General features: G+C 63.1%; 23 protein-coding genes and 2 tRNA genes. 2 read left to right on the top strand and 23 right to left on the bottom strand.

Features of this window, described 5'->3' with window-relative positions; genetic code table 11:
* Window positions 1–129: 129 nt before the first annotated feature.
* Window positions 130–2,274: a protein kinase gene (locus VES88_02160; protein HYN80279.1), complete on the top strand. Its 2,145-nt coding sequence runs from the start codon at window positions 130–132 to the stop codon at window positions 2,272–2,274.
* A 54-nt stretch (window positions 2,275–2,328) separates the two neighbouring features.
* On the opposite strand, the gene VES88_02155 is transcribed toward VES88_02160, so the two are convergent.
* From VES88_02155 to VES88_02115, 9 genes are all read right to left on the bottom strand, one after another.
* Window positions 2,329–2,402: transfer RNA gene (locus tag VES88_02155), tRNA-Pro, on the bottom strand.
* Window positions 2,403–2,425: 23 nt separating this feature from the next.
* Window positions 2,426–3,091 carry a non-canonical purine NTP pyrophosphatase gene (locus VES88_02150; protein HYN80278.1) on the bottom strand — a complete coding sequence of 222 codons (666 nt, stop codon included), beginning with the start codon at window positions 3,089–3,091 and terminating at the stop codon, window positions 2,426–2,428.
* The gene (gene rph, locus VES88_02145) at window positions 3,081–3,806 is read right to left on the bottom strand and encodes a ribonuclease PH (protein ID HYN80277.1); all 726 of its coding nucleotides are present in this window, start codon (window positions 3,804–3,806) and stop codon (window positions 3,081–3,083) included. The genes VES88_02150 and rph overlap by 11 nt, the downstream gene beginning before the upstream one ends.
* On the bottom strand, window positions 3,796–4,227 hold the full coding sequence (rfaE2, locus tag VES88_02140) for a D-glycero-beta-D-manno-heptose 1-phosphate adenylyltransferase (protein HYN80276.1): 432 nt from the start codon (window positions 4,225–4,227) through the stop codon (window positions 3,796–3,798). The genes rph and rfaE2 overlap by 11 nt, the downstream gene beginning before the upstream one ends.
* 91 nt (window positions 4,228–4,318) lie before the next feature.
* Complete coding sequence (locus VES88_02135) at window positions 4,319–4,690, bottom strand: hypothetical protein (GenBank protein HYN80275.1); 372 nt, start codon at window positions 4,688–4,690, stop codon at window positions 4,319–4,321.
* Window positions 4,684–5,175, bottom strand: a complete 492-nt coding sequence (locus tag VES88_02130; protein ID HYN80274.1) for a hypothetical protein — start codon at window positions 5,173–5,175, stop codon at window positions 4,684–4,686. Before VES88_02130 ends, VES88_02135 begins: the two co-directional genes overlap by 7 nt.
* The gene (locus tag VES88_02125; GenBank protein HYN80273.1) at window positions 5,150–5,785 is read right to left on the bottom strand and encodes a hypothetical protein; all 636 of its coding nucleotides are present in this window, start codon (window positions 5,783–5,785) and stop codon (window positions 5,150–5,152) included. The genes VES88_02130 and VES88_02125 overlap by 26 nt, the downstream gene beginning before the upstream one ends.
* Window positions 5,782–7,893 carry a peptidylprolyl isomerase gene (locus tag VES88_02120; GenBank protein HYN80272.1) on the bottom strand — a complete coding sequence of 704 codons (2,112 nt, stop codon included), beginning with the start codon at window positions 7,891–7,893 and terminating at the stop codon, window positions 5,782–5,784. The genes VES88_02125 and VES88_02120 overlap by 4 nt, the downstream gene beginning before the upstream one ends.
* Window positions 7,880–8,308, bottom strand: coding sequence for a thioesterase family protein (locus VES88_02115; protein HYN80271.1), 429 nt, complete (start codon window positions 8,306–8,308; stop codon window positions 7,880–7,882). The genes VES88_02120 and VES88_02115 overlap by 14 nt, the downstream gene beginning before the upstream one ends.
* A gap of 89 nt (window positions 8,309–8,397) precedes the next feature.
* Here VES88_02115 and VES88_02110 point away from each other — a divergent pair, with 89 nt between their 5' ends.
* Window positions 8,398–9,186 carry a UDP-2,3-diacylglucosamine diphosphatase gene (locus VES88_02110; protein ID HYN80270.1) on the top strand — a complete coding sequence of 263 codons (789 nt, stop codon included), beginning with the start codon at window positions 8,398–8,400 and terminating at the stop codon, window positions 9,184–9,186.
* Here VES88_02110 and murI read toward each other — a convergent pair.
* The 14 genes from murI to nusA form a co-directional block, all read right to left on the bottom strand.
* On the bottom strand, window positions 9,121–9,936 hold the full coding sequence (gene murI, locus VES88_02105) for a glutamate racemase (GenBank protein ID HYN80269.1): 816 nt from the start codon (window positions 9,934–9,936) through the stop codon (window positions 9,121–9,123). The genes VES88_02110 and murI overlap by 66 nt on opposite strands.
* Window positions 9,930–10,385 carry a hypothetical protein gene (locus VES88_02100; protein HYN80268.1) on the bottom strand — a complete coding sequence of 152 codons (456 nt, stop codon included), beginning with the start codon at window positions 10,383–10,385 and terminating at the stop codon, window positions 9,930–9,932. The genes murI and VES88_02100 overlap by 7 nt, the downstream gene beginning before the upstream one ends.
* 200 nt (window positions 10,386–10,585) lie before the next feature.
* Window positions 10,586–10,682 (bottom strand) — tRNA-Sec (locus VES88_02095).
* 7 nt (window positions 10,683–10,689) lie between these two features.
* Entirely contained in the window at window positions 10,690–11,736 is a 1,047-nt protein-coding gene (selD, locus tag VES88_02090; protein ID HYN80267.1) for a selenide, water dikinase SelD, read from the bottom strand.
* A gap of 10 nt (window positions 11,737–11,746) precedes the next feature.
* Window positions 11,747–12,136, bottom strand: a complete 390-nt coding sequence (locus VES88_02085) for a RidA family protein (protein HYN80266.1) — start codon at window positions 12,134–12,136, stop codon at window positions 11,747–11,749.
* A 118-nt stretch (window positions 12,137–12,254) separates the two neighbouring features.
* Window positions 12,255–13,082: a TatD family hydrolase gene (locus VES88_02080; protein ID HYN80265.1), complete on the bottom strand. Its 828-nt coding sequence runs from the start codon at window positions 13,080–13,082 to the stop codon at window positions 12,255–12,257.
* The gene (gene secF / locus VES88_02075) at window positions 12,992–13,981 is read right to left on the bottom strand and encodes a protein translocase subunit SecF (GenBank protein ID HYN80264.1); all 990 of its coding nucleotides are present in this window, start codon (window positions 13,979–13,981) and stop codon (window positions 12,992–12,994) included. Before secF ends, VES88_02080 begins: the two co-directional genes overlap by 91 nt.
* Window positions 13,981–15,675, bottom strand: a complete 1,695-nt coding sequence (gene secD, locus VES88_02070; protein HYN80263.1) for a protein translocase subunit SecD — start codon at window positions 15,673–15,675, stop codon at window positions 13,981–13,983. The genes secF and secD overlap by 1 nt, the downstream gene beginning before the upstream one ends.
* Window positions 15,672–16,676: a bifunctional riboflavin kinase/FAD synthetase gene (locus VES88_02065; GenBank protein ID HYN80262.1), complete on the bottom strand. Its 1,005-nt coding sequence runs from the start codon at window positions 16,674–16,676 to the stop codon at window positions 15,672–15,674. Before VES88_02065 ends, secD begins: the two co-directional genes overlap by 4 nt.
* Complete coding sequence (truB, locus tag VES88_02060; protein HYN80261.1) at window positions 16,669–17,388, bottom strand: tRNA pseudouridine(55) synthase TruB; 720 nt, start codon at window positions 17,386–17,388, stop codon at window positions 16,669–16,671. Before truB ends, VES88_02065 begins: the two co-directional genes overlap by 8 nt.
* A complete protein-coding gene (rbfA, locus tag VES88_02055; protein ID HYN80260.1) occupies window positions 17,369–17,791 on the bottom strand; it encodes a 30S ribosome-binding factor RbfA in 423 nt (140 codons plus the stop codon). Before rbfA ends, truB begins: the two co-directional genes overlap by 20 nt.
* A complete protein-coding gene (infB, locus tag VES88_02050) occupies window positions 17,784–20,531 on the bottom strand; it encodes a translation initiation factor IF-2 (GenBank protein ID HYN80259.1) in 2,748 nt (915 codons plus the stop codon). Before infB ends, rbfA begins: the two co-directional genes overlap by 8 nt.
* On the bottom strand, window positions 20,528–20,908 hold the full coding sequence (locus VES88_02045; GenBank protein HYN80258.1) for a ribosomal L7Ae/L30e/S12e/Gadd45 family protein: 381 nt from the start codon (window positions 20,906–20,908) through the stop codon (window positions 20,528–20,530). The genes infB and VES88_02045 overlap by 4 nt, the downstream gene beginning before the upstream one ends.
* Window positions 20,908–22,398, bottom strand: coding sequence for a transcription termination factor NusA (gene nusA, locus VES88_02040; protein HYN80257.1), 1,491 nt, complete (start codon window positions 22,396–22,398; stop codon window positions 20,908–20,910). Before nusA ends, VES88_02045 begins: the two co-directional genes overlap by 1 nt.
* Window positions 22,399–22,407: the final 9 nt, after the last annotated feature.

Genomic DNA, 22,407 nt, shown 5'->3' with positions numbered 1-22,407 from the left:
AGAGCTCCGCTCGGCAGGCGAGAGGAAAAGCCTGTCGGGACCACCCTCCGGGCGGGTTTCTTACTTTCCGCGCCGCGACGTACTCCGTTGCTTTCTCGGGGACGGGCGTGACTGTAGCTTGTTTACATCATGACAAGTCAGCATTCCGTTCTTCCAACGCTGGTGGGCAACTATACGCTCGAGCGTGAAATCGGGCGCGGCGGCATGGCCACGGTTTATCAGGCGCGCGATCACCGGCATGAGCGAGGCGTAGCAGTGAAGGTCTTGAACCGCGATGTGGCTGCATCCCTCGGCCCCGAGCGGTTCCTTCAGGAGATCAAGACCGCGGCGAGTCTCACTCACCCGCACATCGTACCCGTCCACGATTCAGGTGAGTACGACGGCTCGCTGTTTTACGTAATGCCGCAGATCGAGGGCGAGACTCTGCGCGGCCGCCTCGACCGGGAGAGACAGCTGCCGATGAGTGAGATTCTCCGCCTAGTCAGACCCCTCGCTGCGGCGCTCGACTTCGCTCACCGGCATGGCGTTGTCCATCGCGACATCAAGCCCGAAAACATCATCCTCTGCGAGGGTGAACCGCTCATTCTGGATTTCGGGATTGCCAAAGCCATTTCAGCCGCGGGTGGCGACAGCCTGACGCGAACGGGAGTGGCAATTGGCACTCCTGCTTACCTCAGCCCCGAGCAGGCGAGTGGTGAGACTCAGCTGGATGGCAAGAGTGATCAGTACAGCCTGGCCTGCGTGGTTTACGAGATGATCGCCGGAACGCCGCCATTCACGGCAAACACTGCACAGGGAGTGATCGCAAAGCGATTCAGCGAGCGAGCGGCGCCGTTGCCGAAGGTACCGCCGGCATTGTCGGATGCGGTGCTCAAGGCACTTTCCCTGGAGCCCGCGCGCAGATTCGCGAGTGTGTCTGAATTCGCGCAGGCACTGGCGAAGGCAGCTGGGGCAGATGGCGCTTCAGCAGCGGATTCGGACCGCCAGTCCATAGCGGTTCTGCCCTTCACCAACATGAGCGCCGATGCTGACAATGAATACTTCACGGATGGCATTGCAGAGGAGATCATCAACGCACTGACCAAGGTGCGCGCGCTCGGCGTCGCGTCACGCACATCCGCTTTCGCGTTCAAGGGGAGCAAGGACGACATAGCGGAGATCGGCCGCCGACTGAAAGTGCGGACGGTGCTGGAAGGCAGCGTTCGCAAAGCCGGCAACCGCTTGCGCGTGTCGACTCAGCTCATTGATGTTGCAACGGGCTTCCACCTCTGGTCCGAGCGATACGACCGGGAGCTTGAAGACGTGTTTGCCATCCAGGACGAAATCGCAACCAGCATCGTGAGCGCGCTGCAGGTGGTGCTGACGGCGAAGGAAGAGGCGGCGATAAAAAAGGTTCCGACTCAAAGCGTTCGCGCTTACGAGTACTACCTGCGTGGACGCCAGCTTTTTCACCAGCGCCGGCCCGAGACTCTGGATGCGGCCGAAGACATGTTCCGCCGCGCGATCGCGCTCGACCCGGACTATGGCCTCGCGTTTACCGGCCTTGCCGACTGCTCGGCATTTCGGTTCTTCGAGCATGCCGGCGGCGACGAGGCGCTCGCGCAGGCTGAGGCTGCCAGCAGCAGGGCGCTCAAGCTAGACCCCGAGCTTGCGGAGGCGCACGCATCACGGGGACTGACATTGAATTATCAACGACGCTTCGACGAAGCGGCGCGCGAGTTCGAGCGGGCGATGGAGCTGGACCCCGCGCTCTACGAGGGGCCGTACTATTACGCGCGCTCATTGCAGGCGCAAGGTTTTCTCGACCGGGCGGTCGAGTACTACGACAAGGCCGCGGACCTTCGCCTCGATGATTACCAGGCTCTCGCCTTTGCCGCCTCTGCCTACGAATCGCTGGGTCGTCGTGACAAATCGGCCGATTTCTCGCGTCGCGCGATGGCAGCAATGGAACGCGCATTGTCGCTGAATCCAGGCGACTCGCGCGCGATGTACCTCGGCGCAATTACTCTGCAGCGAATGGGTGAAGCAAAGCAGGCAGAGGAGTGGGCTCGGCGCGCCGTGCAGACTGATCCGACGCATCCGCTGCTTTCCTACAACGTCGCGTGCTTTCACGCTCTGGCGGGACGACCCGGGCTTGCACTCGACCACCTGGAGCGAGCGATGGAGCTCGGAATGCGCAATCGCGACTGGCTCCTGACAGATCCGGATCTGGAGTCTGTTCGAGCAGACCCGCGCTTCCAGGCGCTGCTCACTGACAAAACGCCGACCGCGTAGGAATTCAGCGGAAAAAAACCCGCCGCGCAGGACGCGACGGGCAGAATGTGCTAGTCGGGGCGACTGGATTTGAACCAGCGATCTCCTGCTCCCAAAGCAGGCGCGATACCGGGCTACGCTACGCCCCGAAGACTACAGAGATTGCAAGCTACTATGCCCAGCCGCGCTCGCGCAACGCAGGCAAAAGCGCGCGAAACGCACGCCCGCGATGGCTCACTCTCGACTTCAGAGACCAGTCCGCTTCGGCAAACGTTCCCCCTAATTCCGGCGACTCGAAGTACGGATCGTAGCCGAACCCGCCGGCGCCGCGCGGGTACTCGACTATGCGGCCTTCGATCTTCCCATCGCGAATCAGCTCGCCCTCCAGGCTGACAAATGCCGCGACGCACACGTACCGCGCCGTTCGGGGAGCCGTGCCTTCACCGCGCTCAAACCTTTCAGCGTCGACGCGCGAGAGCTCGGTCGTCAACTTCGCGTTGTTTGCTGCGTCGAGGTCGGTGCCGCTCAAATCACTTCGCCCCGAGAATCTCTTGCTCAGCACTCCCGGCGCCCCGCCGAGTGCATCCACCACCACGCCCGAATCATCGGCGAGTGTGGGCATTCCTCCGCTCTGGGCGTGAAAGTATCGCGCCTTCGCCAGGGCATTCTCCTCGAACGTCGGAAAGCTTTCAATTGCATCCTCGTCAGCGCTCAGAGGAATTCCGACGGCGGTGACGTCGATCACGTCCAGATCGAAATCGCGGAGTATCTCACTCAGCTCGCGAAGCTTTCCGCTGCTCCGCGTCGCCAGCAGTATTCCCGGGCGCTCAACCGGCAAGCGCTGCCTGTTGCTCCGCGTCGAGCCGCTTGATTCCCGAGATTGCCAGCTCCAACAGCTCGTCGAGCTGCGCGCGGTCGAACGTGCCGTTCTCACCAGTGCCCTGCACTTCCACAAACCTTCCCGCCGAGCTCATCACGACGTTCATGTCGACCTCGGCGCGGACATCCTCCGCATAGTCGAGATCGAGCCGCGACTCACCGTCGACGATTCCGACGCTGATCGCGGCGACACGCCGTTTTACGGGAGTCGCTGCGATCTTCCCCGATTCCACCATCCAGTTGAACGCCTGCTCGACGGCCACGGCGGCGCCAGTTATCGCCGCTGTGCGCGTTCCGCCGTCGGCGACGAGAACGTCGCAGTCAATCTTCACGGTGAATTCGCCGAACTTGAAATCATCGAGCATGGCGCGCACGCTGCGACCGATCAAACGCTGAATCTCCTGCGTTCGTCCGCCGAGCTGAGATCGCTCGCGCGAGGTTCGAGTGCGTGTTGCGCGCGGAAGCATTGCGTACTCCGCGGTGAGCCATCCTTCGCCACGGCCGCGGCGCCACCCCGGGACGCCGTCCTCGACGCTCGCGGTGCAAAGCACCCGCGTGGTTCCGAAGGTGATCAGACACGAGCCTTCAGCATAAGGAGCAACGCCAGGCTCGAGCGTGATTGGACGCAGCTCGGAATTCGCCCTGTCACTCCGCGACGCGCGCTTATTGGGCACTTAGCTTCTCGATGATGGATGAGGTGGACTGACCGGGTGTGAGAGGCACGACCACAACTTCTCCTCCCCAGCCTTGAACTTCGCTCGCGCCGACAATGGAGTCTACCGTATAGTCGCCGCCCTTCACGATCACATCCGGACGGAGCGCGCGCACGAGCTCCAGCGGCGTGTCCTGGTCGAAAAGCACGACGAGGTCCACGGCCTCGAGCGCGGCCAGCACGTAAGATCGCTCCGCCTGATTGCGGACGGGGCGACCGGGTCCCTTTAGACGGGCCACGGAATGATCGGTGTTCATGCCGACTATCAACGCATCCCCGCGCGAGCGCGCTGCCTTGAGCACGTCCACGTGCCCGGGATGAAGAAGATCGAAAACACCATTCGTGAAGACGACCTTCCCCGGCATCTGCTCGCGGCGCGCCACCGCGTCATTCCACGACGCAGCGACTTTACTTGCCGGCTCTCTCAAAACGCCGCGAACCCGTCGGCGAATTCGGCGAGTCCGCCAAAGCCGATCAGAGCCGCTGCTCCACCGAAGGCTTCAGGTGGATCGACTTCTCGAGATTGAACGGCAGTCGAAGCGGCTGGTCATACTCGCTCCAGATCCGGATCGTATTTTCGCCGCGAACGATGCTTATGTCGCTCGCTTCTTCCGGAAGTCCCACGGAATCCGCAAACGATCGAATGCGATCCCTGATCTGCGTGTCACTCCTCAGCGTTGCGAAGCGCGCCTCCTGCTTCATCGCATCGCGAAGGCGATAATACTCGAGGAGATCCTGACCGGCGTACAGCCCGAAGTAGAGCAGGCCGCCGAGGATGACCAGCTGGATCAGACAGCCGAGGCGGCTCGCTCCACGCTGGAGTCGCAGCACCGCTCGTGTCACCATTGAGACTGCGCGCCTTGAATGATGTCGTTGACGATCCGGTCTATCGCCTGCTTGCGGCCCTCGGCCTCCCCGCGCTCGTCGTACTGGCCCTCGGCCATGAGGCCCTTCTTCTGCCACAAGGTTTTTCCGCTAACCTGGTCGACCATCTCGATGTCGACCGTGATCGAGAGCTGCCGCCTCGCGCTCGTCTGCTCTTTGTTGGTCGCGGAATATCCGACCGGGATATCCGTCTCGTAGCGCTGAATCGTTCCGCGGACAATAGCGTTGGCGCGCGCTTCCGCGGCGTCCCGAAGACCCAGACGGTCGCGCAGCCCGCCGCGGAGTGATTCAACGAGCTCGCGCTGAATCTCCGGATTCGCAGTGAGATTCGCGAACGGAATTATCGCGACGGTCTCCACATGCGACGGCAGACCTCCGCCGGCGAAGCCGTAAATGCAACCCGTGAGCGTCAGTACGAGGCTAGCGAGTCCAGATCGTCGGATCAAAAGCAGGTACCTCCTCATCACGAATGATCCCCAGCCATAACTTTCGCCGGCCCGGGACTTCATAAAGCAGACGGCCGCCTTCGTCGCGCGTCACCAGCTCGGCGATACGTCCGCCGCTCAATCTCGCGAGCTGCATAAGACGTCCTCCCTTGACGGTCACCCTCCACGTCGCTGGGCGACCGACGTCGGCGTACAGCGTCCCTCCTTCCTCGGTAACGACAGTATCCGGCAGTGGCGGAATTGCAAGTCGGCCCAGTGCGGCCCACATCATCGGAGGAGGAGGAAGAACACGCTCGATTTGAGCCTTGTTCCGCGCGCGAAGCGAATCGCCAATCAGCACTGCGTGTCCGGCCGCGATTCCGCCGGTCAGAAAGAGATCGACCCGCGCGCTGTCGGGTGCAGCAGTGCGTATCGCACCCTCGCCGCGTGTCATCAGACTAGCCTCCTCGAAATCCCACCGAAAAACAATTCGACGGTGCGCGCCTGGCAGCTGGATCACCGGGAACGCCCTGTTAGGCGCCGGCGCACCCTTGAGCGCCGTCACCCTCGGCGCGCATCCGCCGGTCAAAGCCGCAAGCGCTACAACCGAAACGAAGAGCCTTGGCGTCATCGGGGCACGACCGCGAGAATCGCGTCACCCTGCACGGTCGCGTCGAGCGCGCGGAACCCGCGCACGACGCGACCGAAAACAGTGTAATGCCCGTCGAGGTGCGGCTGGGGCGAATGCGTGATGAAGTACTGGCTTCCTCCGGTATCCGCACCCGAGAGCGCCATTCCGAGCGCGCCCCTGTCGTACCTTCGCGGATTCATCTCATCGCGGATTGCGTAGCCAGGTCCACCGTTGCCGTCGTCGCGCGGATCGCCGTCCTGCGCGACGAAGTTGGGCACCACACGATGGAATCTCGTTCCGCGGTAGTACCCGGATCGCGCAAGGGTTAGAAAGTTGTCGACGGTAATCGGCGCGTCGGCCCCGAACAGATCGAGAACGATATCGCCTCTCAGCGTCCGGATGGTCGCGCGCTGTCTGTTTCCCGCCTGAGCGGGGATTATGTATGTCCTCACGAGTCGCTCATACCACTCGAGTGCCCGCGGTGTGCCCGAAGTGGATTCCCAGCCGCGGAACGCCGAGGCTCCTGCAGCTGCGAACCGCACGAGAGGGTCAGGCGACGGGTGCAGGCGTCCGAGACTCGTCCGCAGTGTTGGAGAAAAGGCGGCGCTGTCGCGCTTCCATGCAGCGGCGAGATACTGAATTGCCGCGAGCCGCGCGTCATTCCCGGGATCTCGCGCGCTTCGCTGGTACGCGTTGAGAACGAACGGAGCGTCCGCCGCGTTTGCGCGGCGCGCCAGACTTCCAATCACTGTCGCGCGCACGATGTAATCCGGGTCGATCAGCCCGCGCAACAAAGCCTGCCGCGCCCGCACGCTAAGAACGGAGTCATTACCGGCAATGACGGAATAAGCCGCCGCGCGGACGCGCCGATCGGTGTCGGAAATCATCTGGTAGCCGACCTGACTGCCGAGCGTTGCATTCGGAAGGCCGCCGGCGGCATCGAGCGCCGCGGCTCGATAGCGCCAGTTGGAGTGCCCCTGCCACGTGACGAACTCGGGGAGCATCGCGCCGGCGCGCGCAGCCGCGGTGAGCAGGCTCGATCGATACATCATGCTCGTGTCCGCACCCCATAGCGGCTTCCAGCTCACGACGCTCGAATCGAGAACAGTGTTCAACGATTGCGCGGCGGCGATGCGGGTATTCGCGTCCGGGTCGCGCGTGGCCGCGACGACCATGTCGCGGGCACGAGGGCCGAATGTCGCGAGAGACCGCACACCGTTGATTCTCACGTGCGGATGCGAATCCAGGACTAGCCGCGACAGCACGGGAACTGCGCGATCAGCGAGTGAGTCACCCGCCGCGGCTTTGCTCAGGCCACGCGCGAGATCGGCTTTCGCTCGCTGCAAGGCAACCGACGGCGACACGTAAACTTCGGCGGTGAGCAGCCGCGCGGATGTTGCAACATCGGCGGAACCCTGGGCGGCTGCCGATGCTCCCGCAAGCGGCGGAAGGGCGGCCGCTGCAATCAGGTCTCGCGCGCCGGCAGGTGCGCGCGAACGTGCAATAGAGTAGATCGCTGCCCAGAGTACAGACGGGCGACTTTCGTCGGAGAGATATCGGCGGACTGCCTCGACCGGCACCGGCCGCAGCTTGCCTGCGGCGAAGAGGAGCTGGATCGTCCGCGCCTCGTCGGAGCCCGGCGTTGCAAGCGCGGCAACGATCGTGCTCCGCGCCTGTGCGCCGATCTCACCGAGCGCCCACGCAGCTTCACGCGCAACGCGCGGAGGGCCGCCGAGGGCTGCTGCGAGTGCGGAGACAGCGACCGGTGTCGAATCGCGCAACAGCCCGAGGGCGTAGGCGGCGTTCGACGCAACGACAAGATCGCGATCCGCGAGGAGCTCGCGCAGCCGAGGCGCACCCGGCATTCCATGCGACGAGCCAACCTGTCCGATTGCGAGTGTGGCCGCGGCGCGCAAAGACGCCCAGCTGCTGGCAAGAGCACTGTCCACGAGCGCTGCAGCGAAGGTGCGCGAGTCCGTCATCGCCAGGAGGCGCGCATACAACGCCACGTTGCGGCGGGAGCGAGCCTGCGTTGCGCTCTGTGCGGTCGCCTCGACAGCGGCTGCAGCGAACACCAACGATGCCAGAGCGACGCTAGCTGCGCGCATCTTCCATGAGCTTCCGTATCTCCGCCGGCAACGCGACAAGTTTCCCCTCCTTGTTGAGTGACGCGAGAGTCGTTCGCGCCGATGCCAGGCGCGCTCCGCTAACCGCATTCTCGATGATGTAGTCGAATGTAACCGTCCGCGATCTCACGTCGCTGATCACCGTCCGTACGCGAATGAGATCATCATAGCGCGCGGCAAAGTGGTAGCGCACCGACGCGTCTGTCACCGCCAGACCGATTCCGTTGCGCTCGAGGTCGGCGTACGAGGTGCCGAGGTGCCGTATCAGGTCCGTTCTGCCTATCTCGCACCACACGAGATAGTTGGCGTGATACACGACGCCCATTTGATCTGTCTCCGCGTAACGCACTCTCAGCTCGATTGTGGTTTCGCGGGGCGCCGCGACAATGCCGCTCATGCAGATAAAATACTGGATGAGGGAGCCGGCCGGATACGATTGCGACACGGCGATTTGTGCAGCATGACACTGCCCGCTACAATTGCGATGTGCCAGCTTCCCCCTGCTATCTCGTCTCGGATGCGCACATCGGAGTCGCACCGCTCGACGTAGAGCGCTCGTTCGTGCGATTTCTGCGGGAGCTCCGCGGCCACGCCGCGTCGCTTGTCATCAACGGCGATTTGTTCGACTTCTGGTTCGAGTGGAAGTCCGTCATTCCGCGGTCGAGCTTCCGCGCTCTCGCCGCGCTCGCGGAGCTGCGCGACAGTGGAATAAAGATTCTCTGGCTGGCAGGTAATCACGACTGCTGGGGTGGTGAGATTCTTCGCCAGGACGTCGGCGTGGATTATCATGTTGGACCCTGGACCGGCGAGCTCGCGGGGTGGCATTCGCGCGTCGAGCACGGCGACGGGCTGCGTCAGGAGGAGGATCGGGGCTACCGCGTGATTCGCCCGGTGATGCGGAACCCGCTGGCAATTCGCGCATTCCGCGCTCTGCATCCCGATTGGGCAACGTGGCTCGCGCAGGGCAGCTCAGATGCGAGCCGCGAGTATCGAGCGCGCGACGAGGGCCGGGGGCTTCGCGCGGTAGCAATGGCCGAGCTGGAGCACGACAGGTCGCTCGACCTTCTCGTTTACGGTCACTCGCACGTGCCCGCTCTCGAGCGCGCACCACGAGCGGGCGTGTTCGCAAATGCCGGCTCCTGGCTCGATGCCCCGACCTATCTTCGAATCACGCCTGAATCGATCGAGCTGCTCGAGTGGCGTGAAGGCTCAGCCGAGGGTCACCGTCTCCACGCGGTCGATCGCCTTTCCGAGAAAGCGCTGGCCGACGCGTAGGAACTGATCCGGCACATCGGAGGCGATGAACCGATACGTCGGGTCCGCTCCGTCATCATGTGACAATGAATGCGCACGCAGCGTCTCGGCAGTTTCGGCCGCGGTTTCTTCCGCGCTGTCTATCAAGCGCACTTGTCGTCCTACGACTTCACCGATTGCCCGCTTCATGAGCGGATAGTGTGTGCAACCCAAAACGAGCGTGTCGATCTCGGCGCCTACAAACGGCCCGAGGTATTCTGTCGCGATCAGTCGCGTTGCTTCGGTTTCCAGCCAGCCTTCCTCGATGAGCGGAACGAACAAGGGACATGCTCGGGCCATGACATTTGCCGTGGGCAGCTCAGCGACGATGGCGCGCTCGTACGCCCGCGAGTTGATCGTTCCATGCGTGCCGATCACGCCAACATTCCCGGAGCGCGTTGCACGCGCTGCTGCGCGCGACCCCGGCTCGATGACACCGATGATCGGGAGGTCGTACTCGTCGCGCAGCGCCGGCAGTGCGTGCGCCGTAGCAGTATTGCACGCAACGACGACTGCCTTGACACCCTGATCGCGAAGAAACGACGTGATCTCACGGCTGTAGCGAATCACTGTCTCCGGACTCTTCGGTCCGTACGGGACTCTCGCCGTGTCGCCGAAGTAGATAATGCTCTCATTCGGCAGCTGGCGCGTCAGCTCTCTTACGACGGTGAGTCCGCCAATTCCGGAATCAAAGACGCCGATGGGGGACGAGGCACTCGTTTTTTTCACCATGCAACGTATGCGGCCACGCGAATGCCGCGACCGATAGTGGTAACGGTAACGTTGGTGTTGAAGTCGGCCAGGTTTGCCGCGACCCAGGCGTCCGCGCCCGAGAAGAGATGGTTGAAAACGATTGCGGCGAGCCAATCCTCGAGGTGCGTGCGTCGCGCCCGCCGGCGATCCGCGAGGTTCTTGTTCTTCGGTACTCCCACCGTTTTCGGTAAACCCGTCTCCGGATCGATGACTGGTTGTCCGTCCACGTCCAGAACCGGCTCGATCGTAGTGTCGCGCCGCGCGGCTGTTGCTTCGTCGAGGTCGTGCTTGGACTTCAGCGCCATGCCAATCGAGCCGAGCTCGGTGCCCACGAAGAGCGCTGCCGCTTTCGGGCGGAGGAGCTGGTATTGCGCGAATCCCGGTAAGAGCAGAGAGCGAATAAGAGCGGCGCGTGGGGAAAGAGGCACGCGACAGTCGGGCAGCTGTTTCTCGACCTCCCCGGCAATGACGACGCTCGGAACGTTCGGAGGTGACGGCGGCTTTCGGCCCGGCGGCTTGCAGAGTGTTTTCGCGGCCTGTGCTGCGACTGTTGTGTCGACTCTTTGCGCTTGTGCGATCAGTGGCGCTAGCGCAGTCGCAAAAAAAAACGCCAGCGCCGGGAGTGCGGTGGCGGGAGAGTGTGGGAATCGAACCCACCCGGCCCGACTTGGTCGGGTCACACCAGTTTTGAAGACTGGGGAAGCCACCAGGCCCCATCCACCCCCGTTCTGTTCAGTCAACCACGATAGCAATGTTCTCTCGCTCGAGCACTTCGCCGATTTCCACCGCTCCTTCGATTTTCGAAAGATAGCCAGCGACTCGGCTCGGTGGCACGGCGACGAGCAGTCCCCCCGATGTCTGTGGATCGCACAGCAGCGCACCCTCATCGGCGGACTTGCCGCGCCATTCAATGAGATCCTTCAGGTATTCCTGATTACGTTTGAGGCCGTCCGTTGTAGCGCCCTGACTGAGTGCTTCGCGAGCACCGCCCAGGATCGAGACCGAGGCCGCGCGTATTCGAAGTGTCACCTTGCTGGCACGGGCAATGTGAGACGCGTGCCCGAGCAGTCCGTACCCCGTGATGTCAGTCGCGCATTTCACGCCGGCCGCGAGGGCCGCGCGGCTCGCCGCGCCGTTCAAGCGCTTCATCACCTCGAGCATTTCCGCGCCTGCAGACGGCGGCACGATGCCCCGCTTCAGAGCAGTCGCGAGAATCCCGTTGCCGATCGGCTTTGTAAGCACCAGGCGATCGCCCGGTTTTGCTGCGGCGTTCGTGAGCAGGAAATCCGGATGCGCACGTCCAGTAACGGCGAGTCCGTACTTGAGCTCCGTGTCGATTACGGTATGCCCCCCGATTATGAGTGCCCCCGCCTCGTGCACCTTCGCCTGCCCGCCGCGCAGAATGTCCGTCAGCACCGACAACGGCAGCTCTCCCGTAGGAAACGCGACGATGTTGAGAGCCGTGAGCGGCTGGCCGCCCATCGCATAGACGTCGGACAACGCGTTAGCGGCGGCAACCTGGCCGAACTCGTAGGGGTCGTCGACTATCGGCGCGAAAAAATCAACGGTCTGGACGAGAGCGACGCCGTCGGCGATGAGGTAAACACCGGCGTCGTCGAACGTTTCACGTCCGACGAGGAGGCGCTCGTCCGTCATCGACGGCAGAGGCGCAAGCGCTGACAACAGGTCGCCCGGACCCATTTTGGACGCTCAACCGGCGCAGCGCGCAAATGCAGTGAGGCGGAACAGCTCTTCGCGCGTCTTGGAGGTGCCGGTCATTTTCGAATGTCTAGGTGGATGAGGGGAGCAGCGCTATCAGGTCCATCTCGATGAGCGCGCCGCGGGGTAGCGCGGCTACCTGAACCGTCGATCGCGCAGGACGTGCGTCGCCGGTCCAGCGCCCGTAGATCTCGTTCACGGTCGGAAAATGCGCGAGATCCTGAAGGTACACCGTAGTCTTCACGACGTCGCTCCAGGCGGCACCCGCCGATTCGAGGATGCCCTGGAGATTTTTCATTACGCGGTCGGTCTGCTCGACAATGTCGGCCTTCACCATCTCACCGGAAACAGGATCGAGCGCTATCTGCCCTGCGGTATAGAGGAATCCGTTGGCGATGATACCCTGAGAGTACGGGCCTATTGCTGCTGGCGCGTTGTCAGTCGTTACATGCTTCAGCATCCTTCTTCTCCAGTTACCCGTTGGCCGTTGCCCGTACCCGTTGGCCGCCACCCGCCGGCTGTTGCCCGCCGGCCGCTACCTGCTACCGGCCGCCTGCAAAGTCGCGACGCAATGTTACTCAGAGTGTTGTCACCGCCGCCAGACTGAAGAGACGCACCGCGTTCGCCGCTACTGTCGCGCCCATTTCCTCCGCAGTCACGCCACGCGCTCTCGCGAGGCGAGCCACTGTAAAGTTGACCCACGCCGGCTCGTTCCGCTTTCCCCGGTGTGGAACCGGCGCCAGGTACGGTGAATCGGATTCCGCCAGAATTCGGTCGTCTGGCACCAGCCTGAGGAGATCGTCATCGGTCCACTTGCGGAAGGTCACGATGCCGCTGAAGGAGATGTACCAGCCGGCTTCGAGCGCCGCTTCAGCCAATGAGTGCGTGCCGGTGAAACAATGCAAAACACCAGACACTCCGGCCTTTCCTGCTTCGCTCACCATCGCACGCGTGTCGTCCTCGGCGTCCCGCGTGTGCACCACAACCGGGCGCTTCACCTCGGCTGCAAGTGCGAGCTGCTCGGCGAATGCCCGCCGCTGCTCTAGTCGAGGCGAGTTGTCGTAGTGGTAATCGAGGCCGCACTCGCCGATCGCTACGGCACCCGCGCCGACGAGCTCGCGAAGCTCTTCAATATGAGAGACCGGGTCGAATCCCGAAGCATCGTGCGGATGCACACCGGCCGAAGAAAAGACATAGCCGGAATTCTCGCGGCTGAGCGCAGCGGCGTCACGCGCTGCGCCCATGACGTCGTCGGCGCCACTGCCGGATCCGATGCAGACTATGCCGCGGGCTCCCGTGTCGCGAGCCCGGCGGATTACCTCGTCGCGGTCGCCGGCGAACGCGGAGTCGGCGAGGTGCGCGTGGCTGTCGATGAACGGCGCGCGACCGATGTCTTCCTGGGCCATTTTCGCTCGATCCAGATGAGAATGGGAGCAGCCACATACATGGAGCTGAATGTGCCCGTGAAGATTCCGAACGCCATCACCCACGCGAACGGCCGGATCACCTCGCCACCCAGGAGCAGCAGCGCAAGAACAGACGTCAGCGAGAGCGAATGGGTGATGATCGAGCGTGGCAGCGTCTCGTTGATCGCACGGTTCAACGTGTCATAGAGCGACTCATTGCGTGCCTTGCGAAGGTCCTCGCGCAATCGGTCGAAGATGATGACCGTGTCGTTCATCGAATACCCGATCACGGTGAGCAATCCGGCGACAACCATCAGAGACACTTCGAGATGCATCAGCTTGAGGAACACCAGCGTGGCAACGAAATCGTGTGCCGTCGCCACGACGGCAGCCAGGCCCATGCGCCACTCGAAGCGCACCGCGAGATAAATGAGGGTGATGAAGAACGAAACGATCATCGCAATGAGAGCATTGCGCCGCAGCTCGCTTCCGACTCGCGGGCCGACCGCTTCCGTTCGCATGACTTCGGCGTTGCCCGCACCGTAGGTCGACAGGAGCGCCGTCCGGATGCGCCGCGCCACGGTGCCTGCCGCAGTGTCCTGAGAGGCTACCAGTCTGGCCTCCTGAGCGCGAATCGTATATTCCGTCGGCGACCCGAACTGGGTTATCTCAGCACCCTGCACGCCGGCAGCGGTCATCCGCGCGCGCAGCGCCGCCACATCGGGCGGCTGGCGAAACTTCACTTGGACGAGCGTGCCGCCCGTAAACTCGATGCTGTAGTTGATGGGAGCCTGGATGTACGAGGCGAGGCCGATGAGAAGGAAGGCCGCCGTAAGGCCGGCAGCCCACTTCCACCAGCGAATGAAATCGTAACTCGTGTTATGGAATATTCTCAGCATCAGATGCTCAGGGTCTGCGGAGCTGTGCGCTGGCGATTCAGCCACACCATATAGAAGGTCCGGACGACGAAGATGGAGCTGATCATCGAGGCGATGATGCCGGCGAGGAGCGTGACCGCGAAGCCGCGGACCGGCCCTGTTCCAAACTGGTAGAGAACCGCCGCGGTGAGTGCGGCAGTGACGTTCGAGTCGACGATGGCAGTCATCGCGTTGCTGAACCCCTCATCGATTGCCGTCCTGACCGTCTTACCTCGATCGAGCTCCTCGCGTATCCGCTCGAAGATGAGGACGTTGGCATCGACCGCGACGCCGAGCGATAGAACGAATCCGGCGAGCCCCGGCAGCGTGAGCACTGCGTTGAAGCCCGCGAGCATTCCCAGTGTGAACAGGACATAGAGGAGCAGACCGGCGACGGCGAAAGTTCCGGAGAACCGGTAGTAGCCGATGATCAGCACAACAAGCAGACTGACGGCTATGATTCCGGCACGCCGTCCCTGATCGATCGAGTCCTGGCCGAGGCTCGGACCAACGTTGCGGATCTCGACGACCTTGAGCGGCGTGGGCAGCGAGCCGGCGCGGAGAACAAGCGCAAGGTCCGACGCTGCCTGAAGATCCCTGCCACCCATTGTTATCTGCCCTCTGGTACCGATCGCACCCTGAATGATGGGAGGACGTCCCATCACGCGATCGTCCAGCACTATCGCCATGTAATCACGCAGGTGCTTGGTGGTTTCGGTTCGGAACCGCCGGCCACCCTCGTTGTTGAGAGTGAACGTCACCAGCGTGCCCTCGGTCGGATCCGTCACAGGCTTTGCATCAGTCAGATAATCGCCTGTGATGATCGGTCGCGCGTCGAGGACATACAGCGGGCGGTAGGCGTTATTGCCGAGGGACGTCGTGTCGCTTCCCCAGCGCAGGACCTTGCCGGGCGGCAGTGCCGCCTGAACCGCGGGCAGCGAAAGGTAGTAGTCGATCTTGTCCACGTCGGTTTGCGCGACGAAATACTCGCCGGGCATTTGCCCCTGCTGAATGAGACGGGAGAACGGGCCGCCGGCGGCGATAGCAGTGTCGGTCTTCGCACTGTCTGTCTTCGCGCTGTCCGCCTTCGTGGTGTCCGCTTTCTTCGTGGTGTCCTTCGTGAACAGGGACTGGAGACCTGCCGCTGCGGCCGCCGCACTGTCCGTGCGCGCCGAGGCCGCGGTACCGGACTGCGTCTGCGCTGCAGCCGTGGAGGCGGTGGATTTCGCCGCGGCGTCTATGCGCGCGAACGCCTTCTCCAATGCCTGAGTCTTATCCGTAATCTGAAACTGCAGGAAGGCGGACTTCTGAACCACGTCCTGCGCCCGCTGCGGGTCGTCAATGCCGGGGAGCTCGACGATGATACGATCGTCCCCCGATTTCTGAACGAGCGGCTCCGACACGCCGAACTGGTCGATTCGGGTTCGGACGACCTTGAGAGCCCGATCGAGTGCCTCGACCTTGTCGGCAACCCGGCCCTTCGTTTCGTCGACCTCCAGCGCGAGGTGCATTCCGCCTTGCAGATCGAGGCCAAGCTTGAGGGGCACGCGCTGGAGGGTGTCGTAAACAAAGCCGTTCGGCCCTCTCACACGCTCCACGACCTGACGCGGATACAGAGCGAACAACGAGGCAGCGATTAGCCCCGCGACCAGTAAAAGCCGGTACCTCAGATTCATGCGACTGACGGGGTGAAAGTTCCAGTTCGGGAATAACCTTTAAGGTTACCCGAGGCGGCAAATGGAGTCAACGAACGAAGCGCGTTCTCGCGGTCGCGCTCGAGCTGGCGTACAAGCTCGTCGGCGCTCGCGAATTTCCGCGTGTCACGCAGAAACGAGATGAAATCGATCCTTACGGTAGTACCATAGAATCCATCCGTTGCTCCGAAGAGGTGCGCTTCGAGTGTGGTTTCGGTCTCTCCGAACGTCGGGCGCGGGCCGAGATTCATCATCCCACCATACGGTCCGTCCGCGGTCTGTACCCGGACGGCGTAAACGCCTTCGGGAGGGAGGAGCTTGCGTGGCGACGGCGGCGCAACATTGAGAGTGGCGAAGCCGAGCTCCCGGCCTCTTCCCTGCCCGCGGACGACGGTTCCCCCGACCGAATAAGGTCGGCCAAGTCCCTCCGCCGCACGCGCCAGATCTCCGCCAGCAACCGCACGCCTGATCGAGGTTGACGATACGTGCTGTCCATCCGACAGCGAAACGGCATCGACAACATCGACTCGAAACCCTGAGCTCGCTCCGAGCTCACGTAAGACGCTCACGTTGCCGGCGCGGTGGTGACCAAAGCCGTGATCGTGCCCGATCAACAGCTCGCGCATCCGGAAGCGGCGCCGGAGAATGTGCTCGACGAAATCCTCCGCCGAGTACGCCGAAAGCGTGTGGGTGAACGGGACCACGGCGAAGTAATTGATTCCTGTTTCTGCGATCACCTCGAGCTTTTCATCGAAGGACGTTAGCAGAGGTGGCGCCGCGTTTGGATTTACGACTTCCAGCGGGTGCGGGTCGAAGCTCACGAGAACGCTCGGCATGCCCGTCGCCGCAGCTCGGGCCACAAGGCGTGCGAGGACGTCGATGTGGCCTCGATGGACACCGTCAAAAGTGCCGACCGTGACGATGGTTCCCGCGACGTTCGGCGGGAGGGACGAATCGAGCGAGCGCTGAGCGAGATCAGGCATCGCCGGCCACGACAGTGAGAGCGAGAAGGGGTGGCGGCGAATTGCGAAGATCTTCGAGCGACGCGGCATCGGCTACATCGAACCGTCCGCAGCGCGTTCTGCGGAGTGACGCCAGGTGCGCCGCACTTCCGGCTGCGCGACCGAGGTCGCGCGCAAGCGCCCGAATGTACGTACCGCCCCCACACGTGATGATCGCGGTCAACGACTCATCTCGCTGGTCCTGTATTTCCCAGCTGTGCACCATGACTGCCGCGGGCGGCAGGTCGAGCGGCTGACCCTGGCGTGCCGCATCATAGGCGCGTGTTCCACCGGATGACTTCGCGGAGTACGCCGGGGGAACCTGCATCAGATCGCCCGTGAAGCGGGACATGCTCTCGCGAACCGACGCCGGATCCGGTAACGGCGCCGAGCGAGTCACGATTCCGGTTGCATCGTCGGTATCTGTCTCGGTGCCGAAGCGAATCGTCGCTTCGTACACTTTCGGCTCGGTGTCGATGAAGGTCGCGAGCCGCGTCGACCGCCCGATCAGCATTATGAGAAGTCCGGTGGCGAATGGATCGAGCGTGCCAAGGTGCCCGATGCTTCGCTCGCCATAAGCGCGGCGGGCAGCGAGAACCATGTCGTGAGACGTTACCCCCGCCGGTTTGTCAACGAGGAGCAGTCCTTCGACCGGCGCGGCCGCCTGTGTTCCGTTACCTGTCCCGGCTATCAATGCCGCCCTCCGAGGACGACGGCGAGTCCGTTGTGCGTTGGGCCGCGGGCGGCGAAGCATCGCGGATCTCCGCCAGCAGCGACTCGATTCTCGCCGCGCGCGCGATGCTGTCATCCTCACGAAACTGTATCTCGGGAGCGACTCGCAGTCTGAGCGATCGTCCGAGGTGCGATCGCAGATGTGTAGCGGTGCTGGCCAACCCCTCGAATGTCGCGTTCTTCTCGGCGTCGCTGCCCATGACGCTCACGAACACGCGCGCGTGCCGCAGGTCGGGCGTCATCTCGACGCCGGTGACCGTGACAAACCCGACAATCCGCGGATCCTTGACGGATTCGGCCAGAAATGTCGCGACCTCTTCGCGGATCGCCGCAGCTACGCGGTCCGCCCGACGCGGGTTACGCAGTTGCAGTCGACGTCAGAGTGCGCGCTACCTGCTCCTTTCGATAGCACTCTATGACGTCGCCGACCTTGAGGTCATTGAAGTTCTCGATGCCGATACCGCACTCGAATCCTTCGCGGACCTCCTTCACGTCATCCTTGAATCGGCGCAGCGAGCCGATGACGCCATCATAGATCTCGACCGAATCGCGAATGACCCGCGCGCGACCCTGACGATTTATGAGACCGTTTCGGACCGAGCATCCTGCAATGACGCCCATCTTCGGAACCTTGAAGAGCTCTCGCACTTCGGCCTCGCCGAGCACGACTTCGCGCTCTTCGGGACGAAGCATACCCTCGAGTGCCGATCGAACCTCTTCGACGGCCTCGTAAATGACCTTGTACAGCTTGATGTCCACGCCTTCGCGTTCGGCAGCCGCACGAGCGTTGTTGTCAGGACGAACGTGGAACCCGACAATTATTGCGCCGGCGGCCCGCGCCAGCAGAATATCGCTTTCTGTGACCGAGCCAACGCCGCGCTGAATGACTTCCACCGAGACTTCGTCGTGCGACAGCTGACCGAGTGCGTCCGCCAGTGCTTCGGCTGGACCACCCTGATCCGCCTTGATGACGATTCGCAGCGTACGTTTTTCGCCGGCGGCTGCGGCGGTCATGAAGTCCTCGAGTGAAACAATGCTCTTCGAGGTGCGGCGGCTCTTGGCCTCGCGGTCGAGACGTTGACGACGCTGTGCAATCTCGCGCGACTCCATCGCGTCTTCTACGACGACAAACTGATCGCCCGCCATCGGAACGCCGCCAATACCAAGAATCTGAACCGGAATTGCCGGGCCGGCTTCCTTCACGATTTTGCCGCGCTCATCGAGCAGCGCGCGGACGCGCCCCGAGTACATGCCGCAGATGAAATCATCGCCAACATGCAGCGTGCCGCCCTGAACGAGAACCGTCGCAACCGGTCCCTTCCCCGGATCGAGCTGCGCCTCGACAACCGCGCCGGTCGCGCGCTTGTCAGGGTTGGCTTTCAGATCGAGAATCTCGGCCTGCAGGAGAATCTGATCGAGCAGCTGCTCGACGTTCGTTCCCTTCTTTGCCGAGATCTCGGATGAAAGAGTCGTTCCGCCGAACTCCTCGAGAACGACACCGTGCTGCAGCAGGTCCTGCTTCACCTTGCCCGCATTCGCTGAGGGCAGGTCGATCTTGTTGATCGCGACGATCATCGGAACGCCTGCGTTCTTGGCGTGCGAGATAGCCTCGATTGTCTGCGGCATCACCTGATCGTCGGCTGCAACAACCAGCACGACGATGTCCGTGACCTGCGCTCCCCGTGCGCGCATCGCCGTGAACGCCTCGTGACCCGGCGTATCGAGAAACGTGATGTGCTTGTTGTTCGCGAGCGTCACGTGATACGCACCGATGTGCTGTGTTATTCCACCGGACTCACCCGCCACGACATTTGCCTTGCGAACATAGTCGAGCAGCGAGGTCTTTCCGTGATCGACGTGTCCCATGATCGTGACGACTGGCGGCCGGGGCTTGAGATCCTCCGGGGCTTCGACAGTCTCGACTTCCTCCAGACCCGCGGCATACTCCTCTTCGCGCACGGCCTGGAATCCGAACTCGCCCGCAATCAGCTCGATCTGATCGAAATCGAGACGCTGGTTGATGGTGATCATCAGACCCAGATTCTTGAAAGCAAAGCCGACGATCTGGGTCGCGGGCACTTTCAGAATTCCGGCAAGCTCGCTCACCGTGATGAATTCATTGACGCGAACCGTCTTCTTTTCGCGCTCGACCGCTGCTATTCGCTCGGCTTCCAGCTCCTCGCGGTAGATCGCGTCGTCCCCGCGGCGCTGGCCGGGCCGGCGGGCAGCCGCAGGCCCACGCAGCGCCGACATCGTGCGCGAGATGCTCGACGACACTGCTTCCTGATCCACCGATCCGCGCTTGCCCTTCTTGCCGCGGCGCCCGCCCCGATCGTCGGGACGCATCCCGCGATCATCTCGCCGCGCGCCGGGGAAACCGGTGCTTGCGCCCGGCGCAGCGGATGCGACGGGACGCGGCGGAGTGAACGGCGTTCCTGTCGCGACCGGACGCGGACGTGGCGCTCCCGGTACGACGGGGCGAGGACGCTGGCGTTCCGTGGCTCCCCCGCCTGCTGCCGAGGCGCCGGGAGCTTGCGGCGGCTGCGACTGGCTCGGCGCTGCCGAGGGCTGTGACGGCGGGGGCGGTGCCGATCTAGGCGGCGCCGCCGCAGCACCGTTCGATGCGGCTTCAATTCCTCCAGTATCTCCAACAACATCCGCGTGCTCGACGACGGCCGGCTCGGGGGCTGCCGCGGCTTTTGCCGCCTCTCTCGCTTTAGCGGCCTTGTCGACAATGCCCGATCCTGGAAGGGGCGGCTCCGCAGGAACGGTTTGATCCGTTACCGCTTCTACTGGAGCGGCTGGAGCCTCGACGACGCGGCGCCGGCGGCGTGTTGGCGGCTCGGCCGGTGCCTCGACGACTGGCGGCGGTGCTTCAGCTGCGGGTGCGGCACCACGGCGGCGGCGTGAGGGTGCCGCGGGCGGCGCTGTCGCACGCGCGCGCTTCTCACGCTCCCAGCGCGCACGAATTCGCGCGACCTGGTCGTCGGTCAGCGGACTCACATGCGTGCGAACCGGCACGTCCATCTGACGAAGGAGTGTTACCACCTCGTCGACGGATATGCCGAATTCACCAGCCATGTCGTTAACGCGAAGCTTGCTCAAACCCTGCCTCCTTGATTCCTCACGACCGGTGGCTTGTCGCTGCCGCCGGCACTACTCATCAACGACTCGGGCGCGGCTTCACGAATCCCGCGCGCCAATCCTGCATCGAGCACACCAAGCACCGAGACCGATTCGCGTCCACAGCACGCGGCGAGCTCTTCCGACCTGAACCCCTGCACGATTGTAACGTCCCTCGCGGTGAGGAGCGGTACAACCTTATCCATACTATTCCTCGAAGCGTCGCTCGCAACAAGCGCCAGCTTCAGCCTGCCTCGCCGCGCCGCATCGCGCACCTGCTGCACGCCTACCACGGCACGCCGCGCACGAATGCCGAGCCCGACAAGTCCAAGCACTTTTCGACGCGCCGCGGCATCCATCACTCGCTCTTTACTTTGCCCTTGCCCGAAGTCTTCGCGGCAGGAGCGGCTGGAGCCGCTCCGTCACCTGCCGACACGGCATCGCCGGCTTCTCCGGCCGGTGTCGGGACGGATGACTCGCCTGCGACAACCGCCACCTCCGAAGCCTCGCTCTCAGCAGCCCCACCTGCCGCTTCGACCGGCTGCGCGTCGCTGCCATCTTCCGTCGTCAGCTCGTCGATGATGGTCATCAGCCGATCGGCCTCCTCGGGCGCGATTCCAGCAAGGCGGAGAAAATCTTCGCGCTCGAGGTCGATGATATCGTCCAGCGTTCGGTATCCGGCTTCCTCGAGAACCGCGACTGTCGCCGGCTCCAGACCCTCGATCTCCGACAGCCGGGGATTGACGACGACCTCGACCTCTCCAGGCAGCGGGGCGAAGATCTGAGTGTCCGCTCCACGCTCCATCCACTCGCGACTCGAGTACAGCTCGATCTTCCACTCGGTGAGCTCCGACGCGAGCCTGACGTTCTGTCCATTACGGCCGATCGCCAGCGAGAGCTGATCCTCGTCCACTACGGCCTGAATCGTCTTTGTCGCCGGGTCGCTGAAGACACGAGCAACACGGGCGGGAGCAAGAGCGAGCTTCGCAAACCGCTCGGGATCGGCGGACCACGGTACGATGTCGATGCGCTCCCCTCCGAGCTCGTTGACCACTGCCTGCACTCGCGACCCCTTGAGCCCGACGCAAGCGCCAACGGGATCGACCGAGTCGTCGCGGGAGAAGACGGCGATCTTGGTGCGGTTGCCGACCTCGCGTGCTGCGGCGCGAATCTCGACGATGCCCTGCTGAATCTCCGGGACCTCCAGCTTGAACAGCGCCTTGACGAACATCGGATCGCCGCGGCTGAGCATCAGCCGCGGACCCTTTGGAGTCTCTTCGACGCGCTTCAGAACAGCGCGGATCGGATCGCCCTGATGGAAATGCTCGCGATGATTCTGCTCGCGGTAAGGGATGATCGCCTCAGCCTCGCGGAACTTGTTGAGCATGATGACGAGCTTTCCTCGCTCGATCTGCTGAACTTCGCCGGAGAGAAGGTCACCAACCCTGCTCGAGAACTCGTCTCTGATCTTCGAGCGCTCGCCTTCGCGCACGCGCTGGATGATTCTCTGCTTTGCGGCAAGGACAGCCATCCGGCCGAATTCGGCGAAATCGACGGGCGTTTCCATGACGTCCCCGAGCTGAAATTCGGCGTCTTCGAAACGAGCCTCCTCGAGCGACACTTCCTTCGCCGGATCGGTGACCTCGTCGACTACCGTCAGCAGCCGGACGATGCGAATTGTTCCCTTGTCTTCGTCGATGTCGACTTCCGCCTGCACGTTGGGGCCGTGCTTTTTCGCGAGTGCGGCATGAATTCCGTCGTACAGCAGCCCGTGCAGCTCGGTGCGATCGAGCTGCTTCGAGTTCGTGAGCTCCTTGATCGCGGACAAGATCTCCAGTGAACCAGCCATCTCTTGCTC

The organism is Gemmatimonadaceae bacterium, assembly GCA_035633115.1.
GTDB lineage: Bacteria > Gemmatimonadota > Gemmatimonadetes > Gemmatimonadales > Gemmatimonadaceae > UBA4720.
This window is presented reverse-complemented; position numbering and strand designations above follow the sequence as displayed.